Annotated in this window: 14 protein-coding genes; 5 read left to right on the top strand and 9 right to left on the bottom strand. The window is 39.7% G+C overall.

Annotated elements, in window-relative coordinates; genetic code table 11:
* The 3 genes from E1140_RS07195 to E1140_RS07185 form a co-directional block, all read left to right on the top strand.
* The coding region (locus E1140_RS07195; protein ID WP_155180937.1) for an amidohydrolase at positions 1 to 1,293 on the top strand (1,293 nt) is incomplete at its 5' end.
* 119 nt (positions 1,294 to 1,412) lie between these two features.
* Positions 1,413 to 1,847, top strand: a complete 435-nt coding sequence (locus tag E1140_RS07190; RefSeq protein ID WP_185153470.1) for an SRPBCC family protein — start codon at positions 1,413 to 1,415, stop codon at positions 1,845 to 1,847.
* Positions 1,819 to 2,154: an ArsR/SmtB family transcription factor gene (locus E1140_RS07185; protein WP_155180933.1), complete on the top strand. Its 336-nt coding sequence runs from the start codon at positions 1,819 to 1,821 to the stop codon at positions 2,152 to 2,154. The genes E1140_RS07190 and E1140_RS07185 overlap by 29 nt, the downstream gene beginning before the upstream one ends.
* 8 nt (positions 2,155 to 2,162) lie before the next feature.
* Here the strand turns inward: E1140_RS07185 and E1140_RS07180 are convergent, their stop codons facing one another.
* Both E1140_RS07180 and E1140_RS07175 read right to left on the bottom strand, forming a co-directional pair.
* Positions 2,163 to 3,251 (bottom strand): polysaccharide deacetylase family protein, encoded by a 1,089-nt coding sequence (locus tag E1140_RS07180; protein WP_155180932.1) that lies wholly within the window; start codon positions 3,249 to 3,251, stop codon positions 2,163 to 2,165.
* Positions 3,252 to 4,037: a glucosaminidase domain-containing protein gene (locus E1140_RS07175; protein WP_155180929.1), complete on the bottom strand. Its 786-nt coding sequence runs from the start codon at positions 4,035 to 4,037 to the stop codon at positions 3,252 to 3,254.
* 85 nt (positions 4,038 to 4,122) lie between these two features.
* Here E1140_RS07175 and E1140_RS07170 point away from each other — a divergent pair, with 85 nt between their 5' ends.
* Positions 4,123 to 5,031: a helix-turn-helix domain-containing protein gene (locus E1140_RS07170; RefSeq protein WP_155180926.1), complete on the top strand. Its 909-nt coding sequence runs from the start codon at positions 4,123 to 4,125 to the stop codon at positions 5,029 to 5,031.
* Positions 5,032 to 5,123: 92 nt separating this feature from the next.
* Positions 5,124 to 5,885, top strand: a complete 762-nt coding sequence (locus E1140_RS07165; protein WP_155180923.1) for an SDR family NAD(P)-dependent oxidoreductase — start codon at positions 5,124 to 5,126, stop codon at positions 5,883 to 5,885.
* A gap of 73 nt (positions 5,886 to 5,958) precedes the next feature.
* Here the strand turns inward: E1140_RS07165 and E1140_RS07160 are convergent, their stop codons facing one another.
* The 7 genes from E1140_RS07160 to E1140_RS21660 form a co-directional block, all read right to left on the bottom strand.
* On the bottom strand, positions 5,959 to 6,390 hold the full coding sequence (locus E1140_RS07160) for a universal stress protein (protein ID WP_155180921.1): 432 nt from the start codon (positions 6,388 to 6,390) through the stop codon (positions 5,959 to 5,961).
* Between the two features lie 136 nt (positions 6,391 to 6,526).
* The gene (locus E1140_RS07155) at positions 6,527 to 9,667 is read right to left on the bottom strand and encodes a VPS10 domain-containing protein (RefSeq protein WP_155180918.1); all 3,141 of its coding nucleotides are present in this window, start codon (positions 9,665 to 9,667) and stop codon (positions 6,527 to 6,529) included.
* A gap of 254 nt (positions 9,668 to 9,921) precedes the next feature.
* Positions 9,922 to 10,830, bottom strand: coding sequence for a serine hydrolase (locus tag E1140_RS07150; protein WP_155180916.1), 909 nt, complete (start codon positions 10,828 to 10,830; stop codon positions 9,922 to 9,924).
* 125 nt (positions 10,831 to 10,955) lie between these two features.
* Positions 10,956 to 11,558 carry an REP-associated tyrosine transposase gene (locus E1140_RS07145; protein ID WP_343034175.1) on the bottom strand — a complete coding sequence of 201 codons (603 nt, stop codon included), beginning with the start codon at positions 11,556 to 11,558 and terminating at the stop codon, positions 10,956 to 10,958.
* 67 nt (positions 11,559 to 11,625) lie between these two features.
* Complete coding sequence (locus E1140_RS07140) at positions 11,626 to 13,686, bottom strand: c-type cytochrome (protein ID WP_155180911.1); 2,061 nt, start codon at positions 13,684 to 13,686, stop codon at positions 11,626 to 11,628.
* 106 nt (positions 13,687 to 13,792) lie between these two features.
* Complete coding sequence (locus E1140_RS07135; protein WP_155180908.1) at positions 13,793 to 14,845, bottom strand: CNNM domain-containing protein; 1,053 nt, start codon at positions 14,843 to 14,845, stop codon at positions 13,793 to 13,795.
* Between the two features lie 160 nt (positions 14,846 to 15,005).
* A partial coding sequence (locus E1140_RS21660; protein ID WP_221412653.1) for a DUF998 domain-containing protein occupies positions 15,006 to 15,519 on the bottom strand: 514 nt, incomplete at its 5' end.

Raw genomic sequence — 15,519 nt, 5'->3', positions numbered from 1 at the left:
TGGTCTTATGAAGAAGTTGCTTTTCAGGAAAAACAATCGGCAGCGGCACTTATGGCCTTTGCTGAAAAACAAGGGTTTAAGATTACCAAAAATGTAGGAGGTATTGCAACCGCTTTTATGGCTGAATATGGTTCTGGAAAGCCTATCATAGGTATAATGGGTGAGTTTGATGCTTTGCCAGGCTTATCTCAAAAAACAGTGCCTCACAAAGACCCTGTTCATGATGGCGGTGCAGGACATGGTTGTGGCCATAACCTGTTTGGTGTGGCCTCTTTAGGAGCCGCAACGGTAATTAAAGAGCAAATAGCAAGCGGGAAACTAAAAGGTACGGTAAGGTTTTATGGCACTCCAGCTGAGGAGAAGTTCTTCGGAAAATTGTGGATGGTGCGCGAGGGTGCTTTTGACGATGTAGATATTATGATGGACTGGCATCCAAGCTCATCAACTAAAGCCAATGTTCAAGCTGGTTTGGCCCTGGTAGATTTTATTGTAGAATTTGAAGGTCAGGCAGCCCATGCTTCTGGTGATCCATGGAATGGAAGAAGTGCGGCAGACGGTTTGGAATTATATACAACGGGTATCAACTATTACAGAGAGCATATACTACCTTCAGTAAGGATTCATTATGATATCATGGAAGCAGGAAAGGTGGTCAATGTAGTGCCTGACTATGCTAAAATATGGACACGTGTTCGCGATACTAAAAGAGATGGGATGGTGAAAGTATGGAAGCGGGTAGAAGAAATCGCTAAAGGCGCAGCTATTATGGCTGATGTTGACTACAAGATCACTTTGGTTTCAGGTGTGCATGAAGTGTTGGTGAATAGGACAGGAGCCGCAGCTTTGCAAAAGAACCTGGAGTATTTAGGAGAGCTGGACTTTACTGAAGATGAAATAGCCTTTGCTAAGAAAATTCAAGAAGCTACTAATAAACCACAAATTGGTTTTGATACCAAAATAGAGCCTATGGAAGAGACCTTAGAGCACCCAAGAGGTGGATCAACCGATGTTGGTGATGTTAGCTGGGTAGTTCCGACTATCAGATTAAGTGCTACGGTAGCACCAAAGGACACGCCTTGGCACAGTTGGGCGGTAGTGGCTTGCAGTGGAATGTCTATAGGTCATAAAGGAATGCTTTATGCCACAGAAGCGCTATCCATGACCATGATTGATCTTTTTGAAAACGCAAAATTGAGAGATGAAGTGAAGGCCGAATTCAAAGAACGTAAAGGGGATTATGTTTATAAAGGCATTGTTCCTGATGGACCACCGCCAGTCAATGACATTGACTAAAAGCGCTGATTAAACAATAGTATTGATAACGTAAATTTTCTAAATGCTACTAAATGGTTGCATATTTCTTTGACTTTGGTATATTTGCAACTATTAGGTTGCATTTAAACATAATGGTTATGGAAGACAAGTTAGTTAAAGAAGTTATATTCAATCACCCTATAGACAAAGTCTGGAAGGCGATAACTCAGGGATCAGAGATTAGTAAATGGTTCATTAGTGCCGATTTTAAAGCTGAAGTCGGTTATAAGTATAGATTCACTGCAACTGAAGAACATGGAAGCACTCAAATAAGCGGTACGGTATTGGAAGCAAATCCTTATACTTTAAAATACAGTTGGAAGGTGGGTGAAGCTCCAATTGAGACTATTGTTTCATGGAAACTGGAATCACAAGGAGCTACAACAAAACTGCTACTTGAGCACACTGGTATCAGTAAAATAGGAGGCAAAGCAGCTGTAGAGGCATTCAATCACTTTAGTATGGGATGGGATGCATGTTTGTCAGTTTTACCTAATTATTTAAATGGAGAAGCCACACAACCAGCACATTGATAAGATATTCAAAGCTATAGCTGACCCTACAAGGCGTGAGATATTTCATGCCCTTGTAGTGGCTAGCGTGGCATTGTCGATAACCCAAATTTCTGAGCGCTATGATATTAGCAGGCAGGGAGTTACGAAGCATATCAAAACACTTCAGCAAGCAGGACTCATTACCATAAATGCTCACGGAAGAGAACGTTACTGCCTTCCAAGCACTAAACCTCTTAAACTAGTCAAAGACTGGGTAAACTTTTACGACAAGTTCTGGGACGATTCGCTTAGCAGGTTGGGTGATCATCTGGATAGTCAAACATAAACGCTTAACTAGCGGATTTCAGGGTTGATAAACAAATGACTGAACCAACGCCAGGTTCCAGTTGTATCTGGAACCGTGATAGTATAAAGTGTTCTTCTCCTGATATCAATGTCTGACGCTGGTGACAAGGTGATAACCGCTTCACCATTTTCTGATACACTTTTATTGATCTGACATTCGGCTCTCTGAATAAAACATTGCAGCCTATCCAACTGAAGACCTTTGCTATTAACTGTGATACTAAGTTGGGGCTTAGAATCGTCTTTAGGAACTATAAATGAGTCTGGTGAAACATTTTTGATTTTTAATGCCCTCATCATGGCCTTGGAGGTAAATTTGTTAATATCTGCATAAGCCTCAGACATTGGAAACCGTGGGCATTGCATTAAGTCTGTTCCGCTATAAATCACTCCGGAATTTTGGGCTGCTGCGCCTGCAAAACCTATCTTTTGAACAATAGCCTTCATTTTAGGATCCAACTCTCCATATGGGTAAGCCAATACTTCTGGTGTAAAACCAGTGTTTTCTTGAATCAGCTGCTGACTAAGCATTATATCTTCTTCAAAAGTCTCATACCTGGAAGTCTCTGGGAGGTTTAAAAAGTAATCATGTGAGTGTGTATGATTGCCAATTTCAACGTTATCACCCATTGCAATTTTAATTTCTTCCCAGCTCATGTAATCTCCGCCTCCAACAGTTTTGGTATTGATAAAAAGGGTAGAAGGGAAGCCATATTTCTTAAGCATTGGCAGGCAATTTTTGAAAAAACTCTTGTAGCCATCATCAATGGTTATTACTGCGGTCTTTTGAGTTTCAACTTCAGATTTTAAGTACTTCACAGCTTCTGAAAAGGATAGTACCTGATAATCCTTCTCTTTTAAATATTGTAGGTGTGCTTCAAAGTCTTGTAGAGAAATATTGGTTGACGGATACCGGTTGTCACCAAACCTATGATAGACAAAACATACAATTTCCTTATCGTTGGGCTCATTTTTATTAACAGCTTGCTCAGTATTCCCTTCATTATCAGTTGTGGTCGACTGTTGACAAGAGGTAAGAGAAAACAGAAGTAATATGGCTAAAAGTGCTGTTCGCATTTACTCTTCTTTAAAGTATTTTGGGTCCAGCTTATAATCATCATATTTTGTTAAGTCATTCTGCCTGATAATGGTCTTAAGTTGATGAACATAGGCAGCGCCTCTTTGCGAGTACCTTCTCAAGAATGGTAATAAGATGTTAATATCATTGGTTTTTTGTCTGGCCTTGCGAAACTCACTATAAGGCCTCGCTCTGCCTAACGTTACAAAATAGTCTTCTATAGATTCCGATATGTCATCATACTTTCTCAAATACACCTGATTATTATTGGCTGCTATTCGGGGCTCATCTTTATTATACGCCCAAATACCAAAAAGATTATTGGCTTGTCTGAAAAACCTTGATGAACCCCAGCCACTTTCTACAGCAGCCTGCGCCAGCGTGATGCTGTTAGGGTGCGTGATCATGCGTTCAAGAAGGTTGTTAATATCGCCAGCTTTAAAACGTTGTTTCTCCCTTAGAAATAAGGTGGAGTCTTTTTTTGACCACTTTTCTTTGGTCGTCAGAAGAATAATGCTATCCCGAACTGTATTGATATGATATCGTGCTATTAGCACAGACGGTAATGTGAGCGCAAAGAACTTTTCCTTACTTTCATCAACAGGTAAGCCACTTAAATCTGGGATGTTATTATAAAGGATAGGTCTAACCAAGGAGTCTTCTAGCAACACAATATTTGTGGTATCATTTAGTGCTATAGTTTCTACATGTAGCCTTTTCACCTTCTCACCGCAGGAAAAGACAAACACTAAAATGATCCAGCAGTATTTGTGTATTAACTTCATTCAGTTGTCTAACTCACTAAAGATATAAAAGTTAATGGCATTTTTTAAAATTATGTTGATAGTTTGAATTTTGTAAATTTGAGCTATGAAAAAGGCCTTGTCAATCGAAGAGTTTTACGCTAATGATTTAAAATTTACACCAGACAACCTCAACTCCGGTGTTGGGCATTTTAATGTATTTCAGCTGGATGAATTCGCCAGTGCGAAACCAAAGCCAATGCCATATAACCGCAGAGACTATTATAAGATTAGTCTAGTAAAAGGCAGAGCACGAGTGCACTATGCAGATAAGGTGATAGCTGTTGATAAGCAGGTGTTAATATTCTCTAATCCGCAGATACCTTATAATTTTGAGAAAATAGATGAGCAGCTGACAGGTTATTTCTGTCTTTTCACTGAAGAGTATTTCCATCAGTATGGAAATATCTATTCATATCCGGTATTTCAGTCAGGTGGTACTCCAGTGTTTATTTTAGAAGATGATCAGGCAGATGCATTTTCAGAGATATTCAAAAAGATGTTTAATGAAATCAACTCAGATTATGCTTTTAAATATGATGCGCTTAAGAATTTGGTGTTTGATATGATTCATACCGCCATGAAACTGCAGCCTGCTAATCTGGTCGCCAACCATCATTCTAACGCTTCAGATCGTATTTCGTCTTTCTTTATGGAGTTGCTGGAGCGACAGTTTCCTATTGAACATGTAAATCAAAAGATAAAACTACGCTCAGCTTCCGAATTTGCAGAGAAATTGAATGTGCATGTAAATCACTTAAATAGAGCACTAAAGGAGACTGTACAAAAAACCACAACTGATATCATTTCAGATCGCATTCTGCAGGAAGCCAAGATACTTTTAAAGCACACGAGTTGGAATATAGCTGAAATTTCAGAAAGCCTTGGTTTCGAGGAAACTGCTCATTTCTCCAACTTCTTCAAAAAGAACACTAATAACTCGCCAGTTAAATTCAGGAAAGCTATAGTTGTTTGATTTTTGCAAAAACCTGTTTGTAAGTTGCAAACCTGATAGCATGTAATGCGTCTAGCTTTGTGTCATTATTAATTTATTAAACGATTTTAATTATGACAAAGAGCAAAATAGCACTGGTGACTGGCGGAAGCCGTGGACTGGGAAGAGATATGGTTATTAATCTAGCCAAAAAAGGGTTTGATGTAGCATTCACCTATAATTTAAACAAACAAAAGGCAGATGAGGTGGCCACAGAAGTTGATAAGCTCGGGCAGAAAGCTTTTACTTTTCAGCTCGATACCAGAGATGTAAAATCATTCGATGGTTTCTACAAACAGCTGTCTTCTGAACTTGAAAAGGAAAGAGGCAGTGCCAATTTCGACTTCCTTGTTAATAATGCAGGAACAGGCAGCTATGCACCTATTGCAGAAGCTACCGAAGAGCAATTCGATGAGATGATGAACATCCATTTCAAAGGAGTCTATTTTCTTACGCAGAAGGCCTTGCCATTAATGAATGACAACGGCAGGATAATTAATATCTCTTCTGGATTGGCAAGGTTTTCACTTCCAGGGTTCTCCGCTTATGCATCTATGAAAGGTGGCATAGAAGTATTTACCAGATACCTGGCTAAAGAATTGGGTTCCAGAGGTATTAGAGCTAATGTGGTGGCTCCAGGAGCAATAGCTACAGACTTTGGTGGTGGTGCTAATAGAGACGATGAAGAGAAAAGAGCTATGGTAGCTAATGTAACTACTTTGGGCAGAGTAGGAGAGCCTGAAGATATTGGTGGCGTAGTGGCCTTCCTTTGTACTGAAGAAGGTGGCTGGATAAACGGTCAGCGCATCGAAGCATCTGGTGGGATGCTGGTTTAAATAGAAGAAAGCCCATGATCTAATTCATGGGCTTTCCTTAAATTTTCAAGAGTGTATGTAATGTGGGTGTTGCCTACAATGGCACTACAAGAACGGGCATTTTTGATTTTTTGACAATTTCAGAAGAAACGCTACCTACAAAAGCCCTATACAAAAAGTTATGTTCTTGATGTCCTGTTATTATGAGATCAATGTTTAATTTTTTAGATTCTGTTAATACCATCTCAATAGTAGCACCCTGAATTAACAAACCTTCAGCATCAATTCCTTTTTCCTTTAAACCATTAGCAAATGTTTGTAACTGCTGATGCTCACTTCTTAAATCCGATGCTCTTGTATCTCTAATGTACTGTGGCCCGACATCATACCCTATGAAATCCGGATCTGGTGCAGAAACATGCAAAAGCCATACTTTTGACTTAAATGCACTGGCTAATTCATATGCTTTATCAATGAGCAATTGCTCACCATCATCAAAATCAAGGGCAACTAAAATATTCTTCAAATCAGTAGTGTTTAGTATTATTAATTTAAAGATAAATGCTGAGCAGAACAAAGCCCATGACTTTAATCTTGGGCTTTGTTCATTTATTGCTTATCAATACGATCAAATAATCTCCTTGAGGGGATTGGGGGATGGGCTATTGATTCACATCCGGAGATGGTCCATCCAATAACTTAAGACCTTTATCCTGAACGGCCTTATTCAATTGATTTAGCTTTTCCTGATAGACCTTTTCCAAATCCTTAAGCTCCTTGTCCATTTCCTGAGTGACTTCTTTCCTAAAAGCCTCTGCCTGGTCAGTAGGAGGATAGTCACCGCGCTGCTGATCAGCCATTAAGAATGCCAATCGGTTATTGATACGAATACCGAAATTCAGAGGATCCTGATATGCTTCGTTCTTAGTCATATGAATGTTGTTTTCAATAACATCCAACTCTTTATATAGCTCATCGGCCATGTTTTTTATCTGATCAAACTCCGGTTGTCCTTTTATTTTTTCACGCAAGTAGTTAATGTCTTCCTTGGTTTTTCTAATGTCTATGATTGCCTGATGACCCTCACTGACTTTATTTCTTACTTTCATCAAGAACTCAAACTGTTTTTTATAGTCCGCCATGGTGTTGGGCAACCTTGGGTCTTTAAGGATAGTGAAAGGCTGTTCCATGGTCTTTCCATTTACAGTGAGTTGCACAGTATAGTTACCCGGCATGGCCTTAGGTCCTCTGTTTGGTGATGAGTACAAAATCATGCCTTTAAACTCCTTAAAACCAGGATAGCGCATATCCCAGACCATTCTATTCCCACCTTTTTTAGGCTTAATAGCCAGCTTTTTGTCTTTTGAGTTGTTTGAGAAAGTCGATATGAGCTCACCACTGCTATCTAAGATTTTAATGCTTACCGAATCTTTTTCTGCTAAATCTTTGAGATAGTAATGCACCATTACGCCATCAGGATGATTTTCACCTACCAGCTTGGTATTTGGCGATCCCCAGCCTCCCTGATTCATTCTATAACTGTCATCTGGTTTAAACAGATAAAAATTGCTGGCCGCTACCTCGTCATTAAGTTGGTGTAGTGGCGTTAGGTCATCAATAATCCAAAAGCTTCTGCCATGTGTTGCGGCAATCAGGTCATTGTCTCGTACTTGTAAGTCTCTTATGGCCACAATAGGCAAATTCAGCTGAAAAGGCTGCCAGTTGATACCGTCATCGAAAGAAACATACATGCCCCATTCAGTACCGGCATAAAGTAATCCCGGTTTTACTTTGTCAGCTCTGATGGCTCGTGTATAATGTGTATCATCGATTCCACTGGTGATTTTAGTCCATGTTTCTCCATAGTCGGTGGTTTTATAGAGATATGGCGTGTAGTCACCAAATTTGTAGCTCGTAGCTGCCAGGTAAGCTCCTCCTTTAACATGTGGATTAACATCAATGCAATTCATCATATTATACTTAGGAGAGCCGGGAGGCGTCACGTTTTTCCATGTTTTTCCGCCATCACGGGTAACATGCACAAGCCCATCATCAGAGCCCACCCACATAACGCCTTCTTCCTGAGCTGATTCTGCAGTGGCAAAGATGGTTCCGTAGAATTCTACACCAGTGTTGTCCTGTGTAATCAGCCCACCTGAAGAAAGTAAGGTCTCAGGTTCATTTCTGGTAAGATCCGGAGAAATAACTTCCCACGACTGACCTTCATTGGTAGTTACATGCAGATAGTTGCTACCGGCATACAATTTATTCTTATCATGAAGACTGAAGAAGACTGGATAGTTCCAGTTGAAACGATATTTCATTACTTCCACACCAGAACCTGCAGGGTTATCAGGCCAAACATTGGTAGATCGGGTCTGATCGATTGAATGGTCCATGCGCATCATATAACCTTTGTATGTCCCTCCATAAACAATGTCGTTATTCTTTGGGTCAGGTGCCAGATGAGCACTTTCACCACCAGCGGTAGACTCCCAGTCACTTTCAGTAATAGCGTTTCCAGCATTTCTACTTGCTATTCTTATAGCCGAATTGTCCTGCTGAGCACCATATATTCTGTATGGGAAGGCATTATCTGTAGCAACACGGTAAAACTGAGCAGTAGGCTGGTTATGATAAGTAGTCCAGTTATTTCCTCCATCAGTAGATATTTGAGCACCACCATCATCTGCTATGATCATTCTTTGGTTGTTGTTTGGATCAATCCACAAATCATGATGGTCACCGTGGGGAGCGTTTTTTAGCTCAAAAGTTTTACCACCATCTTTAGACACTCCGTAGCTCACATTCATCACATAGATCATATCTTCATTCTGAGAGTCCGCAGTGATTCGGCTATAATACCAGGCTCGTGAACGGAGCGCACGATTAGCACTGGTTTTTATCCATGTTTTACCAGCATTATCTGATCTGAAAAGTCCACCATCTTTGGCCTCTATAATCGCCCAAACACGCTCTGAGTTTACGGGTGATACTGCTAATCCAACAATTCCCCAAGGTCCTTTTGGAAGACCACTTTCTTTTAACTCCGTCCAGCTATCACCACTGTCTGTACTTTTAAAAATCTTGCTGTCAGGACCGCCACTATCCATTCTGTAGCCATTTCTTTTCATTTGCCATGTGGCAGCATACATTATTCTTGGGTTGTTAGGATCAAAAACTAAATCTCCAGCACCTGCTTTGTCGCTCACATAAAGTATTCGCTCCCAACTTTTACCACCATCCATACTACGATATACGCCACGTTCACTATTCTCTTTCCACAAATTACCAATGGCCGCTACATACACGATGTCAGGATTGGTAGGGTGGATTCTTATTCTTGAAATATGCTCTGTTCCTTTAAGCCCAATGAATATCCATGATTTACCTGCATCTGTAGATTTCCAGACACCACGGCCGCTTGATACATTGCCTCTTAGTGTTTGCTCGCCTTCACCCACATAAATGACATTAGGGTCTGACTCAGCGACTGCTACAGCGCCAATTGAGCCGCCAAAGTAACCGTCAGAGATACACTCCCAGGTTGAACCCCCATCGGTTGTGCGCCAGACGCCACCACCAGCAGTACCCATGTAGTAGAGATTATTGTTGCCAACCACACCAGTAGCAGTACCGGCTCGACCACCACGATAGGGGCCTATGGAGCGCCATTTCATACCTTCATATAAGGACTGGTCATAACTGATAGACTGAGCGGATGACTTGCTCTTGCGTTGTGCCTCGGTATTCGTTAATAAAGCGACCGCAAATAGAAGAATGAGTAGGATAGAACGATGCATAAATTCTGATTTTGATTGTAGTCGGAAATTAATCAAAGTCAGTAGCTATTGCACATTATATTATGTTAACGGTTTTACGAATTGACTTGATTTTATCTCTATTGCTTATGGACTTAAATAATCTCAAGATATTCTCCCTTTGAATGGGGTCAGGGGGTAGTACTTGTTATACGTTTTAAAACAATAATGTCTTTAAGTTCCCGTGCTCCACCTAATATCAATCATAAGCACTTGAAGTACATTAACCATTGAGTTCAATAGCTAATCATAAAATCATAAAACGTTTTGGAAATTTTGGCTAATTGTTCGGTTCCCTTGTTGAAATCATTTAGGTTTTTAGACAGTAATACTAGTACATAAGCACCGCCATCTGGCAAATACACAATTCCTGCATCATGGTGAACACCGGTTATTGAACCTGTTTTGTGAGCCACTGTCACCTCTTTTGGTAAATACTTTGGAATTATATCATTAAACTGCTGATCTTTTAAAATAGTAATCATCACTTCGCAGTCCTTTTGAGAACCAGCCCTATTATTTGCAATGGATTCTAGTATAACCATCAAATCTCTGGCCGTTGTAGAATTACTTAAGCCTTGATCATACGCTTTTATGTCCTCAACACCTCTTAACACCTCTATATCTTTGGCGCCTAAATCTCTCATGGTTGCAGTTACTTTTTTAGCATCTACTAACTCAATAAGTACATTTGTTGCCAGATTGCTACTCACAGTAATCATACTATACATCAAGTCTTTAAGCGCTACTTTAGTATTGATTTGTTGGTAAATAATATCGTCACTATCATCATTAATATCCATACTATACAAACTGCCATCAACAATACTTTTAAATTCATTTTTTAATAAAATTGAATCATTCAAGTCTAACTTACCTTCCGCAGCTTGTTTAAAAAGCTCAATAATAACAGGTACTTTCATGGTACTGGCGGCATGAAACTTCTCACCAATATTGATGTATAAACTGTCTTTTGGCTCAGTTAAACTATAAAACGCCACAGCCACAGTGCCATCGATAGAATCAATTTGAGCCATTACGGTTCTTTCAAGTTGTTCCATTTTAGAATCTTTTTCTTGACAGGAGGAAAAGAAAAGTAATGAAGAAAGGAATACACAGACTGATGCTGTTTTTAAACGTTTCATAATTGTATTCTTTTAATAATTATCAAAACTTAAATCAACACCCCTAGAATCCTGAGTTGTTTTAAGTGTTCCACAGGACCACTTGAAACTCTAGATGATTACAAGTGTCTCCGGACACTTTAAGTTTAAACCAATAATTTAATTTTTAATAATCCCTTTTGCCCGGCATAATCAGAAGCACTGGAATACTTATAATATTCTGGCTCATCAACAAGTCCCGCAACAACGGGATTATTATGGATGTAGTCGAGCTTTTGTTGCATGAATTTATTAGTCATCAATAGTTCAGCATGGTTATCCTGTTTCCAAAACTGGAAATTTGTGTTATTCTTATTTTTCTTACCAGCAGATGAAAAAATCCAAAGCATCCAGTTTTTTCTACTTTCATGAGTATTGTTTTCAATACTTTTCAAAATATGAGAAGCAGTAAACTTCTTAAAATCTCTAACTATTGCTGATAAGTCATTGACATTTTCATTACGCGAAATAATTAAATGGATATGATTTGACATAATGACCCAGGCATATACCTCTAATCCCTTTTCCTTTTGGCAATAGCGAATGCTATCTAATACAATTTCAGAGTACTCACTTCTAGTAAATACGTCAATCCATTCTACTACTGTGAAGGTTACAAAGTATATTCCCTCAGGGTCATCAAATTTATAAGCCGACATATTCTTATAATTATTATTTTCTAAACCGTGTCTGAAGACACTCCTTCTCATTCATACTTTTAAGTCATCTTTCAGAAGACTTAAAAGAACTTGGTAAGCTTGGACACAATTTCGATCCTCAATTCCCATTTTGCACCGGAAATCCCATCTGGGCCCAAATCAAAATGCCTTCATCAAGAATGGCTGTATTTTTAAAACCATTTCTTCTTAATGTATTCATTACTCTTTCAGACGCTGCATGCGGACAAGCACAGTAAGCAACCACCCATGTGCTATCATTAGGTATATCTTTTACGAAGTTCTCGGGCTCTTCATAATAGGGTACGGGTATAGCACCGGGAATATGCATCTGGCGCCAGGCTACTTCAGATCGGGCATCCAGCAATACCAGGCGTGAGCTATCGCGCATTGCTTTTATCAGCTGCTCTGCAGATAAATACTTACCTTCTTTGAGTGTAAAATTCGGTGCCTTGCTAGTTGGATTCAGTACATAATTTTCTGGTTTCGGTATTGACACCGTATCTTTTTTAGGCACATCCCAGCCTGCAGCTCTGCTACGCAGGAAGGCTGTAAGTCCATCTATTTCTTCAGCGCTTAAGCTGTCTTTGAAGGCGATCATAGGTGTGCCATCTCGTCCCTCTGCAATTGCATATCTTAGAAAGTGATCGGTTGCTGTTGCCAGTAGCATAGGGTTGCCCAAAGCCGGAGCAGTTATGCCTTCGCCATCTTTGCCATGGCAGGTGGCACAAGTGGTATTGTAGAGCTTTTCTCCTAACGCCACATCTCCTTTAACAGGGTCTCTGGATAATTCAACAGCTTTTTCAACACCAGCAGTTTCATAGAGCCATTTTAGTATTAATTCAATTTCTATATATTCCAATGGGCCGCCTTGCAAATCTCTATATCCGGCCATTGCAGTGTTAGCACGGCCATATTGGATGGTATAACGCATGAAGTTGGTACCCTGACTGGTAGCTAGTAAGGAGTGGGAACGGAGCGAAGGAGCATTATCATTGGCATAACCCTGCCGATCGTCACCATGGCAAAGCGCACAGTATTTAGTGTATAATTCTGATGCATGCAGCATAGCAGTAGTATCTAGCTTATCATTAGGTCTAAGCATCAGTGCCATAGCACCTTGCTCTTCAGGCTCTTGCACAAACTCCAGTTGAACACCTTTAGCATAATCGTTTAGGACAATCAGGCGCTGAAGGGAGTCTGTTAAGATCATGGCTTCTTCAGGTAGCCGTTCTTTCAGGTATTTATGTGTTTCCTCAAGATTCTTTACTTCAAATCGTAAGGCAAACACACCATTGCCACGCTCTGTTAAAAAATCTGCAACATCTCCATTCTCCTGAGGGCCAATTAAATGAATTTCCTGATTCCTGATCAGCTTAAATTTTGCTTCATGACCAGACGTGTTACTGGCAACTTCTTCAAAACCCATTTTCTGAAATTCAGATTTTGCTTCATCTAAACTTTCAACAGCAACGATAATGGCCGCAGTGCCTACAACCCCATTTGGTTGATCGTCATATCGTCTTCCATAGCTGTAGTATGTTTTCCATTGCTTCATTGTTCCCTGATAATCGTAATCAAGGTACTCTACAAAACCGGGCATATTTCCTGATTGGTTTATGCTTGCAAAATCAACCCTGCGCTCATCAGGTTCACCATTATCCCATGACCAGCCGTCAGGAGTTTCTGAGGAAGATCGGTAAGATTTTATCGAGTCCATAATGAAGCCCTTTGAGGCTAGCCAGGCTGAAGAGGAATCAGCGGAGGAGCTGGACAATGAATACATTCTAACACCTTCATTGTTTTTGAGGAAAGTGGATATAAATTGAGGCTTAACGTCATCCGAGATTGAATCATCTAATGACAATATTTCTAAGGCTGATAGGTCAGGAAATGAGATGTAAAAGACCTTTGATCCTGCATAAGCGGAGTTTTGAGTCTTATCAGGCACATCAAAACCCAAGGTATCTTTATAATAAGCACTTGCGGACTTAAGGTCATCAACAATGAGTGTAGCACTATTAATACCGAAACCTGTGCCCAACAGAAACGGTTTCTCCTTTTCTATTTTGGTACAAGCTGATACTACCAAAAGTATAAGCAGTAGAGTGGATAAGGAGATCGACTTGAAAAGCTCCAATAGATTAGATACAACTTTCATAATGATTATACTTTCGTTTAGCGTGTAATCAAGAAAGTTAACCTGATAATCCTAGAAATAAAATAAATATTGGAATAGTTATTAATTGGAGAAAATCAGTAGAATGTCACAGTCCATCACTCGCCTTTTTCCTGGCGTGGTCTTGAAGATCCGTTACAGTGTCAGACTCATCAACTATCTCATGACCGAGCATCTCCTCGAAGAGGTCTTCCATCGAGACCAGCCCGATGACATTGCCGAACTCGTCCTTAACCATAAATAGATGGGCCTTACTCTTCCTAAGGAGATTAAAAAAGCTATTGAGACTAGTGGTATCTGAAATGGAATCTACTTTCCGCATGATTTCGAAGAGCTGAGCCTTGTTCTTACCTTCTGATGAAGCAAGAAAGACATCATCTTTGAGCACAATTCCAACCACATCATCTTTGTCTGCATTATAAATAGGCACCCTTGAGTAAATCTTTGCGTCTTCAAGCGCTATGTACTCTTCAACAGTGAGGTCTTTATGGGCCATGAATGCTACACTTCTAGGCGTCATGATATCACGCACAGTGTTTTCTTCCAGCGCAAGGAGATTCTTAATGATGGTAGATTCTGATTCGGCCAAAACTCCGCTCGACTCACCTTCCAGCGTTATCTGCATGATATCTGATCGTGACAGCACCGACTTTACTTTTTCTTTTTTCAAGGATCTTGTAATCAGCTGCGACAACCATACTAACGGAGATAATATTAACATCAATATTCTGATGGTATTGACTGTGAAAGGGGAAAGTGCCTGCCAATTATTCGCTCCAATGGTCTTTGGAATGATTTCTGAAAGAATCAGTATAGCTAAGGTCATGACCACAGCGATGATTGACTCATAGCTCATTTCGAAACCCAATACGCTGAAAAAGTTAGCACCAAAAACTTCGCCTGCCTTGGCCCCAACACCAATGGCTCCAACGGTATGAGCAATTGTATTAAGGGTAAGAATAGCGGATAGTGGCCTATCTATATCTTCCTTGTACTTAGCTAGCAAATCACCAGTAGTTGTTCCCTTGTTCTGCTGATCTTTAATGTATCGTGGCGTTACACTTAGAAGCACAGCCTCTAGAATTGAGCAGAGGAATGAAAAAGCAATAGACAGGACGAAGAAAAATATTAATGCAGTCAAATCAATTATTGTTTAAGCCTTAATATACGATATCTGTGTGTGATGAGCACTGAACTAGCTAGTCTAGTTTTATGCATACGTTTCTAATGAGCGAGCAGGCAGAAAATTTTTATTCGACAAATGAGTGCTGTGGATTTGAAAGAATTTGATCTTTGATTAATCAAATTCTTTTCATTGTTATCGCAAAAACTAAGAACCAAGAAAAAAACACAGAGTACCCGAGAGTTGAGATAACTCCAGAGTATAATGAATCCAGAGTTAATTGATAAACTGTCTCTGATATAAGCATAATTCCAAATAAGAAAGTAATCCATTTAAAAGTTTTGTGAACTAACTTCTCTAAGTCTATACTTATTAGAATCATGCTAAGAATCATACTTGTCCAGGTTATAAGGACTTGAATCACACGTATTGTCTCTAATAACGTCTCACCTCCATTGGGATCAATAGAAACCAACCCATATGAAAGCCATCCTAAGCCTGATATTATTACTGATAGTGAACCATAAAATGATGCAGATGACTTTTTAAATCTCTTGCTAAGTAAAACTCCGAATACTACAATTAAGAGTCCTGGTAATATGTAGTTAAGCATTTGAACTTGACTTTGTAAATCAAACCCTATGATATTATATCCTGTAGGCCCAATATTATCAAGTTCATTTAGAGCGCTT

This window comes from Fulvivirga lutimaris, from assembly GCF_009711525.1.
Lineage (GTDB): Bacteria > Bacteroidota > Bacteroidia > Cytophagales > Cyclobacteriaceae > Fulvivirga > Fulvivirga lutimaris.
The sequence above is the reverse complement of the archived record's forward strand: the minus strand, read 5'-3'. Positions and strand labels throughout refer to the sequence as shown.